The 18558-nt window shown below is 69.1% G+C and carries 12 protein-coding genes; 3 read left to right on the forward strand and 9 right to left on the reverse strand.

Annotated features, from left to right (window positions below; all coding sequences use genetic code 11):
- Positions 1–387: 387 nt before the first annotated feature.
- From O7610_RS26730 to O7610_RS26740, 3 genes are all read left to right on the forward strand, one after another.
- Positions 388–1239, forward strand: coding sequence for an ABC transporter ATP-binding protein (locus O7610_RS26730; RefSeq protein WP_281553126.1), 852 nt, complete (start codon positions 388–390; stop codon positions 1237–1239).
- Entirely contained in the window at positions 1217–2101 is an 885-nt protein-coding gene (locus O7610_RS26735) for an ABC transporter permease (RefSeq protein ID WP_281553127.1), read from the forward strand. The genes O7610_RS26730 and O7610_RS26735 overlap by 23 nt, the downstream gene beginning before the upstream one ends.
- A 215-nt stretch (positions 2102–2316) precedes the next feature.
- Positions 2317–3225 (forward strand): ABC transporter substrate-binding protein, encoded by a 909-nt coding sequence (locus tag O7610_RS26740; RefSeq protein ID WP_281567126.1) that lies wholly within the window; start codon positions 2317–2319, stop codon positions 3223–3225.
- 178 nt (positions 3226–3403) lie between these two features.
- On the opposite strand, the gene O7610_RS26745 is transcribed toward O7610_RS26740, so the two are convergent.
- From O7610_RS26745 to O7610_RS26785, 9 genes are all read right to left on the reverse strand, one after another.
- Entirely contained in the window at positions 3404–4282 is an 879-nt protein-coding gene (locus tag O7610_RS26745) for a sulfotransferase domain-containing protein (RefSeq protein WP_281567125.1), read from the reverse strand.
- Positions 4283–4482: 200 nt separating this feature from the next.
- A complete protein-coding gene (locus O7610_RS26750) occupies positions 4483–5016 on the reverse strand; it encodes a hypothetical protein (protein ID WP_281553131.1) in 534 nt (177 codons plus the stop codon).
- Between the two features lie 94 nt (positions 5017–5110).
- Positions 5111–10912 (reverse strand): ThuA domain-containing protein, encoded by a 5802-nt coding sequence (locus O7610_RS26755; RefSeq protein ID WP_353850301.1) that lies wholly within the window; start codon positions 10910–10912, stop codon positions 5111–5113.
- A gap of 250 nt (positions 10913–11162) precedes the next feature.
- Positions 11163–11825 carry a hypothetical protein gene (locus tag O7610_RS26760; protein ID WP_281553133.1) on the reverse strand — a complete coding sequence of 221 codons (663 nt, stop codon included), beginning with the start codon at positions 11823–11825 and terminating at the stop codon, positions 11163–11165.
- Complete coding sequence (locus O7610_RS26765) at positions 11822–12418, reverse strand: CDP-alcohol phosphatidyltransferase family protein (protein WP_281553134.1); 597 nt, start codon at positions 12416–12418, stop codon at positions 11822–11824. Before O7610_RS26765 ends, O7610_RS26760 begins: the two co-directional genes overlap by 4 nt.
- 192 nt (positions 12419–12610) lie before the next feature.
- Complete coding sequence (locus O7610_RS26770) at positions 12611–15589, reverse strand: glycine--tRNA ligase (RefSeq protein WP_281555413.1); 2979 nt, start codon at positions 15587–15589, stop codon at positions 12611–12613.
- A gap of 154 nt (positions 15590–15743) precedes the next feature.
- Positions 15744–16142, reverse strand: a complete 399-nt coding sequence (locus O7610_RS26775) for a PPOX class F420-dependent oxidoreductase (RefSeq protein WP_282232281.1) — start codon at positions 16140–16142, stop codon at positions 15744–15746.
- 76 nt (positions 16143–16218) lie between these two features.
- Positions 16219–17880, reverse strand: coding sequence for a CotH kinase family protein (locus O7610_RS26780; protein ID WP_289212118.1), 1662 nt, complete (start codon positions 17878–17880; stop codon positions 16219–16221).
- Complete coding sequence (locus O7610_RS26785; RefSeq protein WP_281553137.1) at positions 17880–18557, reverse strand: DUF4956 domain-containing protein; 678 nt, start codon at positions 18555–18557, stop codon at positions 17880–17882. The genes O7610_RS26780 and O7610_RS26785 overlap by 1 nt, the downstream gene beginning before the upstream one ends.
- Position 18558: the final 1 nt, after the last annotated feature.

Here is an 18558-nt window from a genome sequence, read left to right on the forward strand (position 1 = left end):
GTCAATGGCTGCGGCCCACCTGCGCTTCTGTCTGCTATAGACGCTTTGGGCGTTTGATCCGCAGTTTCGCGCGCGCGATCGCTGAGGGCTCCTCGATAGGTCGTGCCTATGAATGAGATCGATGCAGCGTCTTGGACGTCACTATGTCGGCCGAGTTAACTGTTGTGCTGCAGGACACAGTCAGCTCTGGAGGAATCACGTGCCTAGATCCCCACCACCGGCCGACCAGGAGAAACAGGGCGGTGCGTCCGCGCCCGTCCGAGAACTGGATCGCCGCCGACCCCCGACTGGCGTGTCAGCGCGCCGACGAACGGTCCCGACCGTTCCCACCACCACGGCCACCAACCAGAGCCAGTCGCCTAGCCGACGAGTCCAAGGGAGTCCTGTATGGTCCATCCGTCCCCGCTGCGCGCCGACCCGGAACGAGCCGTCCCGCAGCCCGACGAACGGCCCGACACGCTGCTCAGCGTGTCCCACGCCTCGATCGGCTACTGGGTCAACGGCACGTTCGCCCGAGCTGTGGCAGACGTGAGCTTCGACGTCACCGCTGGCGAGACGATCATGTTGATCGGCCCGTCCGGATGCGGAAAGTCGACCCTTCTCAAGACCATCGCGGGGTTCCTCGAACTCGCTGACGGCACGATCACCGTGGCCGGTCGACGCACACTCGCCCCCGGGCCGGACCGGGCGGTCGTCTTCCAGGAGTTCGACCAGCTGTTCCCCTGGCGTGACGTACTCGACAACGTCGCATACCCGTTGCGTCGCAACGGTCGTAAGAGGTCCGACGCGGACCAGCAGGCGCGCCGCTACCTCGAGATGATGGGGCTGAGTCGAGCCCTCGACCGCCACCCCCACCAGCTCTCGGGCGGGATGAAGCAGCGGGTGGCGATCGCGCGCGCCTTCGCGCTGGAGCCGGTCATGCTGCTGATGGACGAGCCGTTCGGGGCTCTGGACGCGCTCACCCGGGCCCGCCTGCAGGCCGAGCTCAACGCCATCGCGAAACGAACCGGGGTCACCATCCTGTTCGTCACCCACAGCATCGAGGAGGCAATTGTCCTCGGTGACCGGGTCGTCGTTCTGACCGACCCGCCTTCGGTGGTCCGTGAGACCGTCCAGATCACCGACGAAGCCAAGGTGGTGGGTTCAGAGGAGTACCGCAGCGTACGGACACATCTGGGCAGCCTGCTGCACCGGGACGGGAAGGGGGCTGACGAGGATGTCGCTGAGTTCACCGACTGAACAATCGACCATCACCCGTACCGAGGGGGACGTCCCGGCCCCGCCGTCGGCCGACGCCGCCCCGCCGCGCAGTGTCAGGGACTGGCGGTGGGGGGCGATGCCGGTGTGGCTGCGCCGGGTTCTCGTCGTCGTCCTGCTGCTGACCGGGTGGCAGCTCTACGTCACGATATCGGGCGTCAACCCCCTGCTGTTCTCCTCACCCGCAGACGTGGGTCGGGCCCTGGTCGCGGGTTTCCAGAACGGTGAACTGCTGCGATCGACCGGCACCACCATGCGGGTCCTGTTGCTCGGCATGCTGTTCGGCAGCCTCATCGCCGTCGTGCTGACCACACTCGCGGTGTGGACGCGCTTCGGTGAGGACGTACTCGTCGTCTTCTCCTCGATGCTGAACCCACTGCCGTCGATCGCCGTGCTGCCGCTGGCGATCCTGTGGTTCGGGCTCAGTGAGACGGCTCTGGTGTTCGTGGTCGCCAACGCGGTGATCTGGCCGATTGCAATCAATGTCAACACCGGCTTCCGGACGGCGAACCGGACGATTATAGCGGTCGGCCGCAACATCGGGCTCAAGCGCTGGCGCATGATCTCCGAGGTGCTCTTCCCGGCCGCCCTGCCACACACGATCTCGGGAGTCAAGACTGCCTGGGCCTTCGGCTGGCGCACCATCGTCGCCTCCGAACTCGTGTTCGGCGTCGCAGGAGGTGGGGGTGGCCTCGGCTACTTCATCAACAACAGCCGCTACTACCTTGACATCCCCGACGTCTTCGCCGGCCTGGTGACGATCGCGGTCATCGGTCTACTGATCGACATGGTCTTCATCCTGATCGAGCGGCGCACTGTCGTTCGATGGGGAATGAAGACATAGCCGGACCGCCGACCTGTCGGAATCCGGTTCCCGCCACCACCGTAGGTGGAACGCACCGTCCGCCCGACCCTCCGTCCGATATCAGCAGACAAGGTGGGGATCACCCTATGATTTCAGCTAGTTCTCGAGCCGCTCGGCGATCCCGATATGTTGCCGCGACCGCTCTGGCCGCACTTTTGTCGACCTCGGCCGCATGCGGCTCCAACGAGGCCGACGTGCAGGCCAGCGACGGTATGCCGGCCAAGGTGACGATTGCGTACCAGCCGGGCCTGTCATACGCTCCGCTCATTCTACTCAAGCAGAACGGCACCCTGGAGAAGGAGTTTCCCAACACGACCTTCGAGTGGACGGAGCTATCGTCGAGCGCGGCAGTGCAGGACGGCATGATTTCAGGCGACATCCAGGTCGGCGCCGGAAGCGCGGCACAGATGATTCTGGCCCGGGACAAGGGGGTCGACTGGCGGTACCTGGCCTCGCTCAACGACGCGGAACTTTGGCTGATGGCCAAGGACGAACGGCTCACGTCGCTCAGTGATTTCACGTCCTCCGACAAGATCGCGATGCCCTCGCTGACGTCGATTCAGGCGTTGGTCCTTCGAAAGGGAGCCCAGGACCAGCTCGGCGACGCCGAAGCGCTCGACACGAACATCGTGCCCATGTCCCATCCGGATGGCTTGCAGAACCTGGTGAGCGGACAGATCGCCGCGCACCTGACCTCACCGCCGTTCCAGTTCGACGAGCAGGATCAGGGCATGCGTGTCGTGCTGAAGAGCAGCGACCTCTTCGGGCCGATCATGTTCAACGGTGTATTCATGATGAACGAGTACTACGAGCAGAACACCGAGTTCTCGACCCGGCTCTACTCGATCCTGGAAGAGCAGATCGCCGCGCTCGCGGACGACCCGGCGGCGGCGGCGGCTGAGCTCTCGGCGAACTCCGGTGGCAAGACCACACCTGAGAGCTTCGAGAAGTACCTCACCAACCCGGCGATCACCTACACCACCGAGCCGCACGGTCTTCAGGACATCGCCGGTTTCATGGAAGAGATCGGAATGATCTCGGAGACACCGGACAGCTGGAAGGACCTCACCTTCCCCACCGTCCACGAGAGCGCCGGCAGCTGACGCCACAACCCACCCGCCATACGGGTCAGACGAGCCGTCGGCGACCGCCGACGGCTCGTCTGACGCACTGGCCACCCAGAGGACCGATACGACTGACCCGGCCTGATCCGGCTGCGGAATCAGCTCGGCCTGTCCGGTGATCGGGCCGCGCGCCCGACCAACTCGACCGCGCACCCGATCAGACGGTGATCGGGCCGCGGTGCAGCCAGTCGACCAGCTCGGGTACGGCGAGTTTGGCGACCTGCTCCTCGTAGCGCCGCAGGTCGCCGTCGTCGAGCAGGTCACGCCACTGGCCGGTGGCGCCCCGGTTGAAGAACTGCTTCGGGTCCCGCCACATCGCCAGGACGGGGGCGAATTCCTTGGCGCGGTTGCGCATGGAATCGAAGGTGGCCGCCTGCACCAGCTCCGGCCAGCGCTGTTCGGGCACCTCGATGTCGAGCTGTTCGGCGATCGCCCGCATCTGGCCCTCAAGGTCGGACTTCAGCTCGTCGTAGTGCAGGAGCAGGACGTTTGACCGGTCACGCTCCGCCCAGAAACCTGACATGTGGTGCAGCATCGACGGCAGGCCGATCTGCACGTCGGGGTGTTCCATCCAGGCCCAGAACCGGTCGTACTCGGATTCCAGCTGCGGTGGCGCGTCGTCGGTGAGCTCGCCGGTCAGATCGTCGTTGCCGACCGCCGCGTCGCGTAGCTTCAGGACCACGTCGTAGTCGGTGTTCTGGAAGTGTGCGTCCCAGGACAAAGCGACGTCGCGCGGGTCTCGGCCGACCGCGATGTAGGTGACCCCGTCGTGGATCGGCAGGCCGTCGAACGGGGTGTGGGTCTTGATGATGCGTCGGTGCTGCTGCGCCTCGTAGAACGCGAACACGTCGGCCTGGCTGCGCGTCTTCATGTCGGGCCAGAGGGTGATGTCGTCCAGCGGGCGGGGTAGCTCCGGCGTCTGGAAGATCAGCAGAGCGCAGATCGTCTGGGTCCATGTCGTGCCGCATTTAGCGGGTGTCGAGATCACGATGTCGCCGTCGCGGAAGGGAAATCCCCCCCAACGGGCGCTGTCCATGATCGCATTGTGGTACCGAACCGTGGGTTGGCGCACCGGCCCTCCAGTCTGAATTGGTCGAGTCGTCCAAATCAGACCGTAGACTCCACAGTGTAGCTTTGTCCAGAGTTGATCTAAGAACCCGGCACCTGACCAGACAGCGACGGGGCCAGCCGACCTCGGCTGGCCCCGTCGCTGTCCGTGCCCTGGCCCCGTCGTGATCAGGGCTGTCTGGACCGTGGCCGGCGCGCGGCCACCGCCAAGGCGGCCAACGCCAGCGCGGCGAGGCCGATCGGCCATGCCCAACGCCACCAACCGGCTCCGGCCGTACCGCCAGATTCGTCCTCGGCCGCTGCGGCGGCCAGATCGGCGACCGGCGGCGCCTGACCCTCCACCGCCTGTACATCGACCGTCGCCGTGCTGTCGTACGGCGCCGGAGCGCTCACCGTCACCTGCCAGTCACCCGGGCTGAGCACCGGGCCACTGGCATAGAATCCCTGCCCTTCACCGGCCGGTTCGAGCTGCAACGGGCCGACCGACCGCCCCCCGTCAGCGGTGGCGGTCAGCACCAGCCGGACCGGAAGGTCGAGCCGGTGCCCATCGTCATGGAAGGCCTGCACGGTCACCCCGGTGGCACCGTCGCCGGCCACCTCCAGATCGAGTTTGCCGTTGTGCGCCTGCGCGGGACCGGCCGCCGGCAGCACCGCCAGCAACAGGCCGAACAGAACGGCGGCCGATCCACGCGTACGACGCATGGTGTCTTCCTTCCTGTCTCGTCGACGGGTCGGTGACCTGTCGATAGGACGGTGGCCCCGCCCGGCACCGAGGACCGGGCGGGGCCACCGCGGATCAGAGTTGCTGGTCGGGGTCGATCCGGGTGGGGTCCTCCGCCAGCCGACCGGCACCGGTGACCGGCTTTCCGCCGTTCGCCTTCACCCCGGCCGCGCTCGCCGTGCCACCGAGCCGTTCGATCATGGCGTCGGCGTCACGGATCAGGGTGTCCCGCACGTCGGCGTCGGTGACCAGATCCGGGTCGGCGGCGAGGGCCTTGAACGCGGTCAGCTGCTGGATCGCCCGCTTGTCCTTGCCGGCCGCCTCCGACAGCCGGACCGCGTCCAGCTTGTTGGACAGCTTGCGGTCCGCCTTCTTGGACAACCGTCCGGTCGACTTGAACCTGTCGATCAGGTTCTGCATGTCCCGGAACGAGGTGGTGACGAAGAACCGAACCGTCGAGGTGGTGTCGTTGCCCGCCTTGTCGGTCGCGGTCACGGTTAGCTCGTGCAGGCCGAGCGGCAGGTCGTACATCACCTGGAGGGTGTCGTTCGCGTACGGCTGCCCGTCCAGCGTGCCGACGACGGTGTCGATGCCGGAGGTCGGGTCGACCGCCTGCCACGACACCCGTACGTCCTGGCTGTCGCCGTACAGCTGGCCGTCGGCCAGCCCGGAGATCAGCAGGGTCGGCTTGCTGCCGTCGATCTTCACCACGGCCGACTTCAGCGCCTCGACGTTGCCGGCGAGGTCGGTGGCCCGGTAGAGCAGCTCGTGGTCACCGTCGCCGGTCACCTCGACCGGCTCGTCGTACGGCGTCCAGTCACCGCCGTCGAGCGACCACTCCAGCAGCTCGACCCCGGAACCGTCGTCGGTCGAGGAGAGCACCACCGGGATGGTGCCGTCGTGCCAGCCGTTGTCGTTCGCCGGGGCGAACTCCGCCGAGCTGACCGGCGCCGTGGCGTCGATCTGGAAGGTGACGGACCGGGTCTGCTCCACGTTGCCGGCGGCGTCGGTGGACCGGAACCGCAGCTCGTGGCTGCCGTCCCCACTCACCGCTACCGGCTCGGTGTACGCCGTCCACCCGGTCTCGTCGTCGAGCGAGTACTCGGTACCCGCCACCCCGCTGCCACCGTCTTCGTCGGTGGCGGTCAGGGTGACCGCGACCGGTCCGGGGTACCAGCCCTCGACCGGTCCAGCCGGCTCGCCGGTCCCGCTGACCTCGGCCTCGGTCACCGGCGCCGTGGTGTCCTCCTCCGAAACCTCCGTGGTCAACCGGAAGTAGTCGAACGACACGGTCTTCGACTCCGTCTGGTTGGCGCCGAGGCTGAACAGCCCGACCATCGGGTTAGCCCCGACAGCCGCGTTGGTGAGCGACTCGAACTGCGTCCAGTCGGTGCCGTCGGCCGAGTACGCGGCGGTGTAGGTGTCACCGACGCGGGCCAGCCGCAGGTGCCACACCGCCGAGGTCAGCTCGCTGACCTGCGGCTGCGGGTTCTGCACCGCCGCACCGATCTCGCTGCGGTACTCGATGCGCCGACTGACCGGGCTGCCGACGGTGTTGTCGGCGATGAAGTCCAACTTGAGATAGTTGTCGTCATCGGCGTACACCAGCAGCCCGGCCTGCTGGTACTGCTCGTCCAGCAGGCTGCCGTCGACCTTCGTCTGCACGGTCCAGTCGCCGTCCGGCGCGGTCTGCAGGATGAAGTTCGTCGGCCCGGAGTTGCCCGCACCGTAGATGTCACCGTTCGACACGTCGATGTGCAGCGACCCGTCGGCGACCCGGTAGGCCGCCGCGTCCTCCCGGACGATGGCGTCCCAGCGGCACGCGTCCAGCGCGCTCCCGTCGAACTCGTCGGACGGCTCGACCGGACCGGCCGGCTCATCCGGCGTCACCTGGAACCAGTCGAAGGCGGCGTCGACCACCGGAGCCTCGGTCCCACCGTTGAGCGCGAACACGCCGATCTGCGGGTTCCCGATGCCAGTCAGTGCCGCCGACCGGCCGACCGGGGCGAAGGTCTGTCCGTCGGCCGACATGGCCGCCGTCAGGTTCGTCCCGTCGCTGGTCACCCGCAGGTAGATGGTGTCACCTGCGGGCGCGTCGGTGGCGTCGGCACCCTCGTTGCGCGGGGTGCCGCCGGTCTCCCGGATGAACTCCACCCGGCGGCTGCCGCTGTACAGCAGGTCCAGCTTGGCGTAGTTGTCGTCGTCGCCGTAGACCAGCAGACCAGCCTGCTGGTAATTGGCGGTAACCGGCAACGTCACCTTGGTGGTGGCCTGCCAGGCGCCGTCCGGCGCGGGCTGCAGGACCAGGTTGGTGGCGTCGTTGCGGCCGCCGTAGAGGTCACCGACGCCGGTCGGCAGCAGGAGCGTGCCGTCGGCCACCGAGTACACCTGGCTCTCCCGGACCACCGTCCACCGGTCGCGGTCCAGCCCGTCGCCGAGGAAGTCGTCCGACCGTGCTCCGAAGCAGGACGTGTTCGGTGCCTCGACCCGCACCGACACGTACGCCGATGCCGTCGCGCCCCGGGCGTCGGTCACCACCAGGGTGGCGACGAAGGTTCCCGGTGCGGTGTACGTGTGGCTGGCGTCCAGGGTGTCGGCGGTGCCGCCGTCACCGAAGTCCCAGGCGTACGTCAACGGGGTGTCGCCCTCGGCATCGGTGGCCGTGCCGTCGAACGCCACGGTGAGCGGCGCGGTGCCGGACGTCGGCGTCGCGGTGACGCTGACCTGCGGCGGCGCGTTCTCGGTGACGCCTCGGCCGAGGAAGTCCATCCAGTTGACGTTGAACAGCGAGTTCGCGCCACCGCCCGGGTCCCGGGCGACGAAGTACAGCACCGCCGCGTCGGCGCCGCCGGTGACCGGCGCGGTCACGTCGGTCCAGGTCTGCCAGCCGCCGGTACCCGCGACGTCAGCGGAGGCGACCACCGGACCGTCGACGGCGTCGGCGCGGACCTCGATCCGGCCGCCGGCCGTCGCCGATGCGACCCGGAACCCGATCGAGTCGACGTTGGTCAGGTTGGCCGGGTCGACCGACCACCAGTCGCCGTCCTCGATGAAGCCGATGTTCTCGCCGCCACCGGCCGGGTCGCCGGTGGTTTCGGTCCGGACGCCCGGGTCGCCGCCGCCGGTGGCGCCGTCCACCCGTCCGGTCGAGCTGAAGTACTCGGCCTGCTTGCGCTTGGGCTGCAGCAGTTCGATCGCCCGGCCGGTCAGTGGCGCGGCACCGCCGACCCCGCCGTCGTCGGTGTAGGTGGCCTCGAACACGCCGAAGACGTTCGCCTCGGCGCCGTGGCCGGCGGCGAGCTGGGTCTGCACCGTGCCGGAGCAGCCAGTGTGCTGCTCCAACGGGTGGGCGTGCTCGTCGTGGCCGAGCAGCACCTGCAGCTCCACCCGGTCACAGTCGATTTCGCCGTCCTCCGGGTCGGTCACGGTGATCGTGTACTCAACCTGGTCGCCCCAGTCGAAGAAGCCGCCGGCCGGCGGGAAGTCGATGGTCACCGTCGGTGCGGTGTTACCGACCGTCACCGGTACGTTGGCAACCGCCGTACGCTCGTTGGGGTTGGTCACGGTCAGCTGCGCGGTGTAGTTGCCGGCCTCGGTGTAGGTGTGGGTCGGGTTGGCCTCGGTGGAGGTCCCGCCGTCGCCGAAGGCCCAGGCGTAGGCCAGCGTGCCGCCGTCCGGGTCGCGCGAGCCCGCGCTGGAGAACTCCACGGTCAACGGTGCCTGGCCGGAGGTCGGGGTGGCGCTGGCCTGCGCGATCGGTGCCCGGCTACCGGCGACGTAGTCGATCCGGTAGACCCCCGAGTCGTCGTTGTTGCCGCCGAAGCCGCTGCCCCACTCGATCAGGTACAGGGCGCCGTCGGGGCCGAACTCGAAGTCCATCGGGCGGACGAAGCTCATCCCGGTCAGCAACTGGTTGATGTCCACCAGCTCGGTGCCGTCAGCGGACACCTGCATGGTGTACATCTTCGACTGGTTCCACTCGCCCAGCAGCGCCTTGCCGTCGTAGTACGCCGGCCACTTGCGGTCCGAGGCCAGCTCGGTGTCGTAGCGGTAGACCGGCCCGCCCATCGGCGCACCGCCGCCACCGATTTCGGGGTAGCGCGGGTCACCGCTGTAGCCGTAGTCCACGGTGGCGGGGATCGCCGGTGGCAACTCGGTAAGTCCGGTGTTGTTGGGGGAGTCGTTCACCGGCGCCGAGCAGTCGAACTTCGCGCCGCTGGGGCCGGACGGGAACTGGTAGTCGTTGTACGCCTCGTTCGTCCCGGTGCAGTACGGCCAGCCGTAGTTGCCGGGGGTGTCGACGATGTTCCACTCGACCAGGCCCCGGGGGCCCCGGTTGGGGTTGTCCGAGTTGGCGTCCGGGCCGTAGTCCGCCACGTAGAGCGTGTCGGTGGCCAGGTCCACGCCGATCCGGAACGGGTTGCGGAAGCCCATCGCGTAGATCTCCGGGCGGGTCTGCGCGGTGCCCGGTGCGAACAGGTTGCCCTCCGGGATGGTGTACGTCCCGTCGTCCTCCGGGTGGATCCGGATCACCTTGCCGCGCAGGTCGTTGGTGTTACCGGAGGTACGCTGCGCGTCGTAGTCCTGCCGCCCGGCCCGCTCGTCGATCGGGGTGTAGGCGCTCGACTCGAACGGGTTGGTGTTGTCCCCGGTCGCCAGGTAGAGGTTGCCCTGGCTGTCGAAGGTCATGGTGCCGCCGGCGTGGCAGCAGGTGTTGCGCTGGGTGTCGACCTGCAGTACGGCCTCCTCGCTGGCCGGGTCGATGCTGTCGCCGACCACGGTGAACCGGGACAGCAGGTTGCGGGCCACGCCGTCGTTGGGGGCGTAGTAGAGGTACACCCAGCCGTTGTCGGCGAAGTCCGGGTCGAGCCGGATGCCGATCAGGCCGTCCTCGTTGCCGGTGAACACGTCGAGGTCGATCGCGGTGACCGTGTTGCCGGTGTCCGGCTTGACGATCTGTACCCGGCCGTCACGCTCGATGTAGAAGACCCGTCCGTCCGGGGCGATGTCCAGCTCCATCGGGTTGCTGGTGTTGTTGTCCAGGGTGATCTTCTCGAAGCTCTCGGTCAGCGAGGCGCCGCAGTCGGAGTCGACGACCCCGGCGGCGGACTGGATGCCGCCGAGCAGGTGGTCGAGGAACTCCGGCTCGGCGAACGACTCGTTGGTGTGGCCGCCGCCGGTGTACCAGGCCCGGCCGCCGTCGTAGTCGCTGCACCAGGCGATCGGGTGGTCGGCACCCATCGCGCCGGCACCTGGGGTGTAGCTGGTCTCGTCCAGGCTGGCCAGTACGTGCACGTCGCCGCGCGGGTTGGTCTGGAAGTTGTACCACTCGTCGTAGCGGGTCCATTCGGCGGGCAGTCCGTCGGTGGACGGGTGGGCCGGGTCCTCGACCTTGACTACGGCGTTCTGGTTGGCCGGGTGGCCGGAGAAGTAGGCGCCGACCAGTTCGCCGTACCAGGGCCAGCTGTACTCGGTGTCGGAGGCGGCGTGGATCCCGACGTACCCGCCACCGGCCTGGATGTAGCGCTCGAAGGCGGCCTGCTGGGCGGTGTCGAGGACGTCGCCGGTGGTGGACAGCCAGATGACCGCCCGGTAGTTGGCCAGGTTGGCGTCGGTGAATTCGGCGCCGTCCTCGGTGGTGTCGACGGTGAAGCCGTTGTCGGCACCGAGCTGCTCGATCGCGGCGATGCCAGCCGGGATGGAGCCGTGCCGGAAGCCGGCGGTCTTGGAGAAGACGAGCACGGAGTACGGCTCGTCGGCGGCCGCCTCGAAATCGCCCGGGCTGGCCTGCACGGCGGGGCCCGGATCGACCGGGTTGCCCGGGTTGCCCGGTGCGGCCTGCGCGGCAGGGGCGCCGAGCAGGGCAGTAGACAACATGGAGAGCGAAAGTATCGCAGCGGTTAGCGGGCCACGTCGAAGGTGGCGTCGGCGGGTTCGGGACACGTGGTCTCCTAGTCCTGGTGAACACACTGTCGGGTGGGCCGACCCGCCGAGGGTCGTCCCGTCTGGCCCGGTGAACGCGCTGCCACGACGCGGTCACCGAGCTTTTGTTAAGCCGTTGGACAAAATTAGGGACTGCCGGCTTTGTTTCCGGCAAGGGCTATGCGTGTAACGGTTTGATAAACGCTCAGCCGCTGAACCAGCTGGGAACCATCGCAAGCGCGACGAATCGGATTGATCTGCCGATGAAGCAGACCACTGCGAACACGCTGGCCGGCATCCGGGTGCCACCGGCCACCACCGTCGTGACCAGCAGCGGAGGCACGCCGATCACGCTGCTCGCGAACAGGGTCGGTATGACGAACGCCGGCTCGTACAGTCGGCGGTGCTCCCTGGCCACCCAGCCCGCCCAGCCGGACAACCTGCTGCGCAGCCCCTGCGGCAGCCGGTCGCCGATCGCCGGACCGATCCGGCGCAACCATCCGGCCCGTGGCCTGCCGTCCGTCGGCGGCGTGTCCGTCGCCGTGTCGTCCGTCGGCGTCGGGTTTGTCGCCGTCGTGTCCGTCGGCGTCGTGCCGTCGGCCGCTACCGCGCTGGCCGTGGCCGCCGCCTTCGGCGCGGTCCGCTTGGCCAGCCACCGGCGCAGCCACGGCGACTGGATCACCCCCCGCGACGCCAGGAACATGGCGAGCTTGGCGACGGTCTGGCCGAGCGCTGCGGCGACACCCAGCGCCACCGGCGGGGAGGACGTGGTGGCGGTCAATGCGATGAGGTACGGCTCGATCGGAGTCACCGGCGACACCGCCGACAGGGCACCAACCGCGACGGTGGCCAGCAGAACCGCGATCACGAGGAGGCGGCGCGCAGACCCGGAAGGTCGACAGCGAGCGGGATCCGGGCCACCACGACGAGCGAAGCGAGCTTCACCGCGGCGATCGCCAAGGTGAACGCCACCGGAAGCACCGGCGACGGTGCCAGCACCACCAGCAGCACCAGGCCGCCGGTGTTCAACGCCTTCGCCACCGGCGACCAGTTGAACCGGTACACCTGGGTGTGCACAAGATGGAAGTAGTTCGGGCTCAGCAGTGGCCACCGCAGGAAACTCAGGCTCAGCACCAGATCCACCACGACGAACTGCACGACGAAGATGACCAGCGGAACGCCCATCGACGGCAGCAGCGGGATCAGCGCGGCGGCGACCGCCAGGCAGCAGACCCGGTCGCAGACGATGTCGTAGACGGCACCGAACCGGGTCTCCTGCCGCAGCAGCCGGGCGGCCAGACCGTCCGCCATGTCACCGATCCAGTAGCAGCCGATCGCGACGCCGGTGAGTACCGTGCTGTCGCCGACGACGGCCAGCACGGCCAAGCCGACGGCGACCACGGTCCGGACCGTGGTGATGAGATTCGGTACGTTGCGGACCGGCCCGGCAGGCCCGTCCACCCAACCGTGCGGCGCGGCTGTGGCGGCACCGGCGGACAGGTGCGTGTCGCAGGCTCCCGGAGACGTGATGGCCGGCCCCCGCCTTCCTTGTCGACACCGAGTGTGGACTGACAGACGGTAGCACGGCCGGCGGACCCCGCCGCGTGGCCGAATCGCCCCGCCACCACGCGTGGCCGAACTGCTTCTTCGGGGTCACATCCGCAGCTGCGGCCAGTCCAGCAGGTTGGCGGCGAGCGTCGCGACCGTGGCGAGCAGACCCAGCCGGGCCTGACGCAGCTGAGGATCCTCGGCCATCACGAAGACGTCGTCGAAGAAGGCGTTCACCGGCGCGGTCAGCTGCCCGGCGATTCCAGTGAACCGGTCGAGGTCCGCGCTGTGGTCCAGGTCGGCCCGCACCTGCTTGACCACCTCGTGCAGCCGTACCTCGGCCGGCTCGGTGAGTAGCGCCGGGTCGTACTCGGCGGGCACGTCAGCCGGGACGATTCGCCGGGCCCGCTGCAACGCCTCGGCGAGCGCCCGGAACTGCTCGTCGGCCAGCAGCCGGTCCAGCTGGGCCAGCAGCCGGTCAACCAGTTGCGGCCGGTCGGCGTGCGCCAGTACCGCGCGGACCCGGTCCACCGGCTGGCCCTCCTCGGTCAGCAACTGCTCCACCCGGCGGGTCAGGAACTCGACGATCTCGGCCAGCACGGTGTCGTCGACCGGCACCGGCTGCCGCCGGGCGGCAGCCGCGAGCCCGGTGGCCAGCGAAATCCCGGCCAGCCCTGGCTGACTCCGGTGCACCGCCAACAGCCCCAGCACCGCCCGCCGGATCGCGAACGGGTCGCTGCTGCCGGTCGGCATGCCGACCGTGGCAGCCAGGCCGGTCACCAGATCCAGCCGGTCGGCCAGCGACAGCAGCGCCCCCGGCAGCGACTGCGGCAACTGGTCACCGGTGCTGCGCGGCAACTCGGCCTCGAACACCGCCTGCGCGACCGCCGCCGGCTCTCCGGCGTGCCCGGCGTAGTCACGGGCCATCACCCCGGCGAGACTGGTCATCTCGGTGACCATCTGCGAACCGAGGTCGAACTTGACCAGCTCGGCCGCGCGGTCCAAGGTCGCCCGGTCCGCATCGGACAGCGCGATCATCTCGGCCAGGTCACCGGCCAGCCCGGCGATCCGGTCAGCCCGGTCCGCCATCGACCCCAGCTTGTCGGTGAAGGTCAACCGGCTCAGTCGGGACCGCAGCTCGGCCAGCGGGGTGGCCCGGTCGGCGCGGTAGAAGAACGCCGCGTCCTCGTACCGGGCCCGCAGCACCGCCTCGTTGCCGGCCCGTACCAGATCGACGTCGATCGCGCCGTTGGCGACCGCCACGAAGTGCGGCAACAGGGCACCGTCCGCGCCCCGCACCGGCAGGTACCGCTGATGCTTGCGCATCACCGTGGCCAGCACCGACTCAGGTAGCTCCAGGTAGCGTTCCTCGAACCCGCCGAGCAGCGGCGTCGGCTGTTCGATCAGGTCCACCACCTGGGTCAGCAGACCAGCCTCGGCGGCCAGGTCGACCCGGCCGCCGACGCCAGCGGCCAGCTCACCGGCGGCGGCGGTGACGATCGCCCGGCGTTCCTCCGGGTCCACCACGATGCCGGCGTCACGGACCGTCGCCAGGTAGCTCTCCGCGTCGGCCACCTCGACGGTCGACGTCGCGGCGGTCCGGTGCACCCGGGTGGTCCGGCCGGCGGCCAGCGTGGACACCTCGACCGGCACCACCAGGTCACCCCAGAGCGCCAGCAGCCACCGGACCGGACGGGTGAACGCCAGCTGCGGATCCCGCCAGCGCATGTTCTTCGCCGAGCGCAGGCCGGTGACCACCCCGGCGAGCACCTCGGTGAGGACCTCCGTCGCGGTGCGGCCGGGCTCGTCGCGCAGCATCGCCAGATGCGGTACGCCGCCGATCTCCACCCGGGCCAGGTCGGTCACCTCGACCCCCTGGGAACGGGCGAAGCCCGCCGCAGCCGGGGTGGGTGTTCCGTCCGGGCGGAACCCGGCGGCGACCTTCGGGCCGCGTACCGTGCGGGTGTGGTCGGGCTCGCGGGCGGCGACCGCGTCGACGACGGCGACCAGCCGGCGTGGGGTGGCCAGCACCCGGACGTCGCCGTGCATCAGCCTGGTCGCGGCCAACCGGTCGGCGACCAGCTTGGCGACCTGCTGGCGGGCCGAGCGGACCTCCGATGGCGGCATCTCCTCGGTGCCGATCTCGAACACCAGCTGCCGGGCCGGGGCCGACTCACCGGGCTGCGCGGCCGCTGCGTCGGCCTGCCCGGCTGGCGCCGGTGGCACCACGCCGAGTGGGTGGCCCAGCTCGTCGCGGCGGCGCACCCACAGCTGCGCCACCTCGCCGGCCAGCCGGCGCATCCGGGCGAACTCGGTGGCCCGCTCGGCGGTGGAGACCGCGCCCCGCGCGTCCAGCACGTTGAACGCCTGCGAGCACTTGAGGACGAAGCTGTGCGCCGGGACCGGCAGCCCGGCGTCGATCATCCGCTGCGCCTCGGCTGCGTACAGGTCGAGCAGCTGCCGGTTGGTGGCGACGTCGGCGTCGTCGAGGTAGTAGCGGGACATCTCGTACTCGCCGGGGCCGAAGATCTCGCCGTAGGAGATGCCCGGCGCGTACGCGATCTCCTTGAAGTGACGGACCCCCTGCAACGCCATCATGATCCGCTCGATGCCGTAGGTGATCTCCACCGACGGCACCTCGAGGTTGATCCCACCGGCCTGCTGGAAGTAGGTGAACTGGGTGATCTCCAGCCCGTCCAGCCAGACCTCCCAGCCCAGACCCCAGGCGCCGAGCGCCGGTGAGGCCCAGTTGTCCTCGACGAACCGGACGTCGTGCGCGGCCACGTCGATGCCGAGCGCGGCCAGGCTGCCTAGGTAGAGCTCCTGCGCGTCGCCCGGCTCCGGCTTGAGGATCACCTGGAACTGGGTGTGGGTCTGGATCCGGTTCGGGTTCTCGCCGTACCGGGCGTCGTCCGGACGCACCGACGGCTCTACGTAGGCGACCCGCCACGGCTCGGGACCGAGCACCCGCAGGAACGTGGCCGGGTTCAGCGTGCCGGCGCCGACCTCGGTGTTCATCGGCTGGACCGTCAGGCAACCCTGCTCGGCCCAGTACGCCGCGAGGCGGGCCAGCGCGTCCTGCATCGTCAGCACGAATTGCTCCCAAGGTCGGTGACGGCCGGTACGTCGGGTACCGGCCGGCGGCGGTTGATTCCGGGCCATTCTATTTGCCCGGCCGCGACCGGCCTGAACGGGCCGTGACCCGTGCACCGGTGGGCGGTCCGCTGGGAGCGGAGGTTCAGCGGTCGAAGCCCCAGGCGTGGTAGGACTCCACGGTCAGCCAGGCGGACACCCGGGGGCGCTCCCGGTTCGGGTAGCGGTCACCGGTGTAGTGCCGGGCGAGTCGGTCGATCCCGGCCAGCTCGGGGTCCGGCTCGATGGTCACCCTGCCGTGCAGACTGACATGCCGGTACCAGGAGTCGCCGTCCAGCACGGTCAGCGACACCCGTGGGTCGGCCCGCAGATGCTCCAGCCGCTTGCGCCCGGCGTCCAGGTTGAGCAGCACCCGGCCGTCGTCCCACAGGTACCAGGTGGCGACGGTCACCGGCGTGCCGCTCGGGCTCACCGTACCCATCACCGACGGGTTCGGCCGGCCCAGCATTTCGACCAGGTGTTGCGGCATCGGCGGCTTGGCCATCGACGGAGCTCCTTCCAGCGGGCGACGGGTCGACTGGTCGCCTACGGTCACCGACTCTACGGCCGCCAGGCGCCGCTCACACCTGATCGCGCAGGCTTTCCGTCCGTTGCTCGACCGTGGTCCGCAGCTGTTCCAGCTCGGTCGCGACCGCCGAGCCGTCCTGACCGTCGACGGTTGCCAGGACGGCGGCCAGGCCGTCCAGCGCGGCCGTCGCCGCGCCGCTGGCGAACATCCGCTGATAGAGATCGCGGTACGCGGCCTCGTACACTTCGGTGTACGCGTCGCTGGCCAGGAACCGTTCCTTGAGCGGGTGCCCGGCCGACCGGCCGGGACCGCCGCCCTGCGGCGCCGCCCCGGAGCCGGCCCTGTCGGGTGGCTGGAATCCGTCGGGTGGCTGGAATCCGTCGGGTGGCTGGAATCCGTCGGGTGGCGCGAACCTGTCCTGTGGTGCCGTGCCGTTCTGCGGCGTGGCACCGCCGTCGCCACCACCGAACCGGCCACCGCCCATGGTCACCGCGTCCTGCGGCCCGAGGGTGGCGTCGCCACTGAACGTCAGGTTGTGGTCCCAGCTGACCACCGTGAACTTCCGGGTGGCCAGGTCGTACCAAAGGTAGTAGTTGCGGCCGGGACCGGCCATGTCGTCGAAGTTGAGCAGCAGGTTCTGGGCGGCGACGTAGCGGGCGAACGACTCGACGTCGACGTGATCGGCCAGCTCGTCGTCGAATTCGTCGTCGGACGCCTCGGACACCCAGCGGATCAGGTTGATCACCGGCTGCAGGTCCTGGCTTCCGGTGAGGTTGATCTGCTTGAAGTCATCCTGGTACTCGACCGGATCCTCGCCCTGGTAGGTGAACGAACCGCCGGCCAACGACTTGTAGAGCACGCCACTGTCACCCAGCCCGGCGGCGTAGTGCTCGTCGGGGTGTTCCACCACGAGGCGGGCGGTGGTGGGCCGGTCGTTGACCGTGAACGCGCTGTACGCGTACCGCTGGGTGGCCATCCCGGCGGTATCGAGCAACGACAGGGCGAGGGCCTCGTTGGCCACGGCGCTACCGCCACCCATTCCGCCGACCCGCACTGCGATCTCCTGTAGTCCCTGGTAGCGCCGTCCCTCGACAAACGTGTCGAAGCTGATCAGCCAGGGCAGGTTCTCCGGTTCCTCGGCGGCCAGCCCGGCCCGGCCCATACCGCCGCCCGGCCCGCCTGCGCCCTGCTGCTGTCCCTGCCCACCGTCGGGTCGCTGCCCTGCACCGGACTGTCCGCCGTCGGGGGCGGCCCCGCCGCGTTGCACGGTCTCACCGTCGCGGGTCAGACCGGACAGGGTGGAGTTGCCTTTGAGCCGGATTCCCACGCTCGGGATCGTGGTCGAGTCGACCACCAGGTCCGCCTCGAGGTACTCCTTCTCGCCGTCGTCGAAGTAGGCGTCGAGCATCCGTTGGTAGTCGGCGTCGGCGAAGACCAGCGAGATCTCGTGGGCCACCGTTGGGTCGAACAGGTCAATGGTGCCGGCGATGTCGACCGTCACCAGGTCGGTCGCGGCGTCGGCCGCGCTGGTGACGTACGGCCGGATCCGGGTGCTGCCCAGCACGACCGTGACCACCAGCAGGAATACGGCGCAGCTGGCCAGCAGCCGGTAGTTGTGCCGGATGCGCAGCGGGATCCGGTGCCGTAACCGGTGCTTCGGCGCAGCGGCCGGCGGCACGGCCGGTGGATTCGGGGTGGACGGTGTACCGCTCATCACAGGTCCGTCTGGTCGTAGCCGGTGAGCACCGTGACCCGCTGGCCGCCGGTCAGCCCGCTCAACGCCGCGATCAGTTCGCCCGGCTCGGTGCCCTTGCTCAACCTGACCGTGTACATCAGCTCGGTCAGCGCTCCGCCCCGGATCGACTCGATGCTGACCAGCTCGAACTCGGTGGTCAGCCGCAGCAGCACGTCCTGTACGGCGTGCGTGTGGTCGCGGTCCGGTGGCACCTGCACCTTCACCACCTGGCGTTGCACGTTGAGCGCGAACCAGTTGAAGCGGTACATCACCCCGATGATCAGGCAGATCGCGACCGTGGCGATCACCGCGAGCAGGTAGAACCGGGTGCCGCAGGCCATGCCGACGCCCATCACCAGGAAGATGAAGCCGACGTCGCGGGTCTCCTTGATCGCGTTGCGGAACCGGACCACGGACAGCGCGCCGACCAGGGCGAAGGCCCGGGCGATGTTGGAGCCGACGACCAGCATGATCAACGAGATCAGCATCCCGAGGATGATCAGTGTCTGAACGTACGACTGGCTGTACGACACGTTGCGGTGGGTGGCCCGGTAGACCCAGCCGATGACTGCGCTGAGCACGAAGGACAGCGCCAGCGACGCGGCGATGTCGCCGAGGCTGAACGTGCTGGACAGGTCCTGGAAGGTGATGTCCATG

The organism is Solwaraspora sp. WMMA2065 (genome assembly GCF_030345075.1).
In the GTDB taxonomy this organism is placed as follows: domain Bacteria; phylum Actinomycetota; class Actinomycetes; order Mycobacteriales; family Micromonosporaceae; genus Micromonospora_E.